General features: G+C 45.4%; 4 protein-coding genes. All 4 read right to left on the bottom strand.

Annotation, left to right across the window (positions count from 1 at the left end; genetic code table 11):
* On the bottom strand, positions 1-2,394 hold a 2,394-nt coding region (locus PG892_RS19340; protein WP_270825713.1), incomplete at its 3' end, for a calcium-binding protein.
* 11 nt (positions 2,395-2,405) lie between these two features.
* Entirely contained in the window at positions 2,406-2,906 is a 501-nt protein-coding gene (locus tag PG892_RS19345; protein WP_270825715.1) for a hypothetical protein, read from the bottom strand.
* A 102-nt stretch (positions 2,907-3,008) separates the two neighbouring features.
* Entirely contained in the window at positions 3,009-4,442 is a 1,434-nt protein-coding gene (locus PG892_RS19350) for an HlyD family type I secretion periplasmic adaptor subunit (RefSeq protein ID WP_270825716.1), read from the bottom strand.
* A 5-nt stretch (positions 4,443-4,447) separates the two neighbouring features.
* Positions 4,448-5,512: an ATP-binding cassette domain-containing protein gene (locus tag PG892_RS19355; protein ID WP_333563684.1), complete on the bottom strand. Its 1,065-nt coding sequence runs from the start codon at positions 5,510-5,512 to the stop codon at positions 4,448-4,450.
* Positions 5,513-5,578 lie beyond the last annotated feature (66 nt).

Raw genomic sequence — 5,578 nt, forward strand, 5'->3', positions numbered from 1 at the left:
GTCCGGGTCGTTGATTTTGACTACCAGGTTGTTGCCGGAACGGCTTACGAACAGGTCACTCGCCACAATGCCCGCGCCGAACATGAGCTGGTCCGTCTTGCCGTAGCTGTAGTAGTCGTAGTCGCGGATGACGTCCTGACCGTCGCCCCGGTTGAACAGGTAGGTGTCGGCGCTACCGCCGCTTTCGATGCGGTCGTTGCCGGTGCCTCCCGTGAGCGTATTGGCGGTATAGCCGTACGGATTGTCCGCTTTGATGACGTCGTTACCGCTACCCCCGTCGATGGTGTTGCTTCCAGCGGAACCAAAGGTGATCGTGTCGTTGCCTTCTCCACCCAGCAGCGTGTTGGTACCGCTGCCACTATCGGTAATGACGTCGTCCCCAGCACCGCCGTCGATGGTGTCGCTGCCGTTGCTGTCGGTGATAGTGTCGTTGCCGCCGTAGCCATATACCATGTCGTTCCCTGCATTAGCAAAGACCACATCATTAGAATTGGTGCCGAACAATTTATCACTTCCATTAGAACCCAAAAACTCAATATTTGATGCCCCTTGAGTTAAAATGATCTGCCCATCATTAAATGATATTTTTTTATTTTCCCCAGTTAAATCAACTTTAACATTGTTAAAACTCAATGCGGATTGTAATCCGGTCAAATCATCGCCTGACAGTGAGTATATTGAGTCCGCGATAAATTCATATAATCCAACTATTTGGGCATTGGTAACTTTTTTTATAGCAGATGAAAAATCAAGAGCATCAGCTAACAAAGATGGGGTGAGTGGTGTCTGTGTGAAATGATCTATTACACTAGTTAAATCAAGGTCAAATTGATTTCCATTAAAACTTAAGCGTATTTCATCGAAATAATTTTTTAGTCTAGTCTGACCTACCAGCTCAAAATATATCATTTTGGTCATTAGACTATATCCATTATTAATTAACTCTGTTGGTATCTGGATGGATATACCCCCTGTTCCAGCAGAAATACCCCAAGGCATTCTCTGTCCATAGTAAGCCTCAAGCGCATATAGTTTATCCATCATTGGGCCAGATATAAATTTATTGTATTCATTATAATAAGTACTGGTTTTTGCCCAAGAGAAGAAAATGCCGTCAATTAATTCAAGCTGTTTATTTCTATCTGTGGTCGCTTGAAATGCTTCAACTAAATCCTTTAAGGAATCATTCATTTCCATTGCTTCATGTAAGTCTCTGACTGTTCCAGTTCCTCGCATGTTTGGCATCGCAGCGACTGAGTCTGATATGGGAATAGGATTAACAAATATTCGATCAAAATTATTACTGGTCAAGATAACGCTTTCTGTAATATGTTTGTCACCATTATTATCGATGTAAACGCCTTGTAGATTATCGTAGGATAGTGGTATGGCATTTATACCTAAATCACTTAAAGTGAATAGCTCGTCATTCTGACTTATGCCATCGCTATTAGTATCGCGCCATACTTTGAGTTCATTATAAATCTCATCCTCTTCATTGATTATATTGTCATTGTTTTTATCGTAGGTTGCCAAGGCTGCATACCCATTGGATGGTCTTCCTCCGCCATCAACAGGAGTATGGTCACCAAATAGTTCTGTGCCGTTATCAATATTCCCATTATTGTTCCGGTCTAAAACTAACAACCCATCTTCTGGAGAAACCCATTGACCGTTGTTTGCGATCCCGTCTCCATCGTGGTCATAATAGACATTATCAATGAGATGAACACCATCACCATTTAGATCCAGTACCAATGGATCTCGGCGGACGGGAGGTTCAGGTCGCCAATTATATAGTGAATTTAGAGCATCTTCGGTTAAATCGTAAAACGGATCCAGATAACCATTTTCTTTTAACTCGTCATATACTGCATAAAATATCGCTGATGCACCTAATATAGCGACAGCCCCCAGAATTGCAGTCGCACCAACAGAAGCAAGGCCGAACGAACCGACTAAACCTAAAACCGCATCACCAATTAGAGCCCCACCGACTATACCGGCAAATGAATCTGTCAATGCTTCGGAGAATTGATCTACTGTTTTGATATCTTCACTGATATATAAACCATACGCTAAATTTGCAGCAGCGACTGCTGAGCCAAAGATACTGGAAGACACAGCTTTTGATATTGGACTGTATTTAGCGAGTTCTCTTGTTTTTGATAACTCATATGTTGAGTCCCATATTTTACTTGGATTATCAAGTTGATTTATTGTCTCACCATAGAATTTTGCAAAAGCAGCTCCTGGGGCACCAAGATAATCTCCCCATTCTAAATCTTGCTGATCATATAGTGATTGAACTGCGCTAATACCCTTATTTTTTATAAGATCTAGGAATTGCTCTATACCGTCTTGGCTAATTCCTACATTATTATTTCCTTCCATAGTAAACCCTTTTATTTGTTAAATTTAATCACTAGTATCCGCACTAGATAAAGAGAGGTAAATCCGTCAGCGATCAGAATCATGGCAAGCATAAATGGTGAACTTTCCACCAAACCATATCGTGAAATAGATGGATATATAATAAAGAGTGATAGTAAAAAAAAGATAGGTATATTAAATGAATGTTTTTTATTTATTTCATTTCTAGTGTCAGGCCATATAAATAAACCACAGAAATAAGATAGCGCCAATAAAACAGTTATCAGGCATGTATAATATATAACCTGAGGAAGCCAATACACCAAGAAAACAGACCCCCCTTGGACTTGAGTGGGTTGAAATGCATATACATTTCGATACACAACCTCAAAAGCAATATTAATAAGCAATACTAGTGCGCCATGAAATAATTTTGGCTCCCTATAATCCCTCTTTCTATATCTAATCCTAGATTTATTGAGGAAAAACAAAAAAAATAAAAAAAGTGTGGCAACACCCAACATAATATACATCTATTCTCCTTTTGCTTTCTTGTGAAAACATTAAAGTAAGCATCCACCAATAATTTCAATTACTCGGTTAAAATTATGTGGTTCATATTAACATAATGTAAATCATCGCTCTTTTAAGCTCTCGCTCTGATATTCCATGAGTGGGCTTAAAAAATATTCCATCACGCGTCGTTTTCCGGTTTTGATTTCCACCGTCACGGTCATGCCCGGTGTTAAATTCACGGTTTTGTTTTCTACCGGAATGGTGGTGCGGTCGAGTTTGACGTGCGCGGTATATATCAGGCCTTTCTTCTCATCATTGACTGCATCGTTTGATACATCGGTAACTTCCGCGTGAATAGTGCCGTATTTGGTGTAGGGGAAGGTGTCGATTTTGGCTTCCGCTTCTTGCCCTGCATACACAAAGCCGATGTCTTTGTTTTCGATGTAAGCTTCGATTTCGAGCGGGTTGTCTTGTGGCACGATGATCATTAAGGCTTGTGCGGGGGTGACGACCCCCCCCACGGTGTGAGTGGCTAATTGCTGCACGGTGCCAGCCACCGGGGCGGTGAGGCGGCGCAGTTTGCCGTGTTGTTGCGCTTTGATGAGTTCCTGCTGATATTGCACGGTTTGCTGTTTGCCTTCGCGCAGTTTGTCTTGCAGGTTACGTAATGTTTCCGCAGTGAGGGCTTGTTGCTGGCGTTTGACCTCTTCAATTTCGGACGTTAACTGTTGCAGTTGTTGTTGCTGGTTGGCCAGTTCACCTTCCTGGTCGATGAGCTTTTGCTGGGCATCGAGGTAGTCATGGCGTGGGATGTAACTTTGCTTATCCAGTTTGGCGTAATCGGTGGCCCGTGCGCGGGTGATGACGAGGCTGCGTTGCAGTTTGTGCACCGTTTCAGCGTAGCTGCGTTGTTCCGCCTGTTTGGTTTTAAGTGACGCATCAAGCTGCGCTTGTTTGGTGCTGAACTCCTGCCATTCACTGTGTAGTAACGCCTGTTCCTGGGTTTGGCGCAACGTGGGGATGTCATCAAACTTCGGCAACATGGGTTCATGTTGGCTGCGATTATCAGTGTCGAGACTCAGCAACATGGTTTGAGCGCGGATGGTTTGTAAGCGGCCATCATTGAGCGCACTTTGCAGGTGTTCAATATCGGCACTGGCCTCGGTAGCATCAAAATCAATCAATGCGTCACCAGCTTCAACGTGTTGCCCCTCTTTGACATAGATGGCACTGACGGTCGAGGTTTCCAGTGGCTGAATGGTTTTAATGCGGTCACTGGGCACGATTTTGCCCTGCGCACTGGCGACGATATCGATTTTGCCAAAACAAGCCCACAGCAGGGCTATCATTGCGAAACTCATCAGTAACCACATGGCTAAGCGGGGTTTGGGTGACACAGGGCTTTCTTGTAACGCCAACGCGGCGGGTAAAAACTGCAACTCATGCGGTAAGCGGTTGGAGGCTTCCATTTCATGGCGACGTGCCCAGGCGTGTTGCCAGACCAGCTGATAGCGTTGCAGCAACTCTTTAAACGCCGTTAAGGTATTCGACATGTTGATTATCCCTGTTGCAGGTTATACAGGTGACGATACATGCCACCGTCGTGTTGCATCAGTTCCTGATGATTGCCACTTTCGATAATTTGTCCTTTGTCCATAACGAGAATTCGGTTGGCCTGACGCACCGCCGATAGACGATGAGCAATGATGATGACGGTGCGGCCCTGACAAATGGCGCGCATGTTCTTTTGGATGATGTGTTCCGATTCATAATCCAGCGCACTGGTGGCTTCATCAAATATCAGAATGCGTGGGTTACTCAGTAGGGCGCGGGCAATGGCGATGCGCTGTCGTTGCCCACCAGAAAGCCCGGTGCCGTGCTCACCGACTGGCGTGTCATAGCCTTCCGGTAATTCGGTAATAAACTCATGCGCACCGGCTAAATGGGCGGCCTGCATCACGGCTTCCAGTGGCGCACCGGGGTCGGTCAGGGCAATATTTTCCCGGATGGAGCGGTTAAATAAGATGTTTTCTTGTAACACCACGCCAATCTGACGGCGCAGCGATGAGGCATCAGCGACGGAGAGGTCAATACCGTCAATCAGCACACGGCCTTGTTCCGGCACATACAGGCGCTGGATGAGTTTGGTTAAGGTGCTTTTACCCGAGCCGGAACGACCGACCACACCTATCACTTCGCCTGATGCAATGCGCAGATTGATGTTCTTGAGAATTAAGGGCGCATCGGGGCGATAGCGAAAGTGCAAATCATCAAAATGAATGGCGCCTTTAATCGGCGGTAATACTAGATTATTACCGGCCACTTCGGTGCGGGTATTCAGGATGTCGCCTAAGCGTTGCATCGAAATGCCAACCTGTTGAAATTCCGTCCACAACTGCGCCAGCCGCATCACCGGCTGTGCCACCTGACCAGAGAGCATATTAAACGCAATCAGCTGACCCACGGTGAGCTCAGCATCAATCACCGCGCGCGCCCCAAACCACAAGGTTGCCACGGTAACGATTTTACTGATCAGGGTGACGCCACTGTTGGCTAACGTATTCAAAGTAGTGGTTCTAAAACTGGCCGCCACATAACCAGCCAGTTGTTTATCCGTAAGTATTCACCGGAACAGTATTGACACAGGAAAAATGAGACGATCGTCTCTTGATCCCACTTTCCTGCTTGC

The organism is Aeromonas sp. QDB68 (assembly GCF_027707405.1).
Classification (GTDB): domain Bacteria; phylum Pseudomonadota; class Gammaproteobacteria; order Enterobacterales; family Aeromonadaceae; genus Aeromonas; species Aeromonas caviae.

Bases quoted from the DNA above. Each gene is read 5' to 3' on its own strand.
- PG892_RS19345 (WP_270825715.1), bottom strand. From the start codon at position 2,906: ATGTATATTATGTTGGGTGTTGCCACACTTTTTTTATTTTTTTTGTTT.
- PG892_RS19350 (WP_270825716.1), bottom strand. From the start codon at position 4,442: ATGTCGAATACCTTAACGGCGTTTAAAGAGTTGCTGCAACGCTATCAG.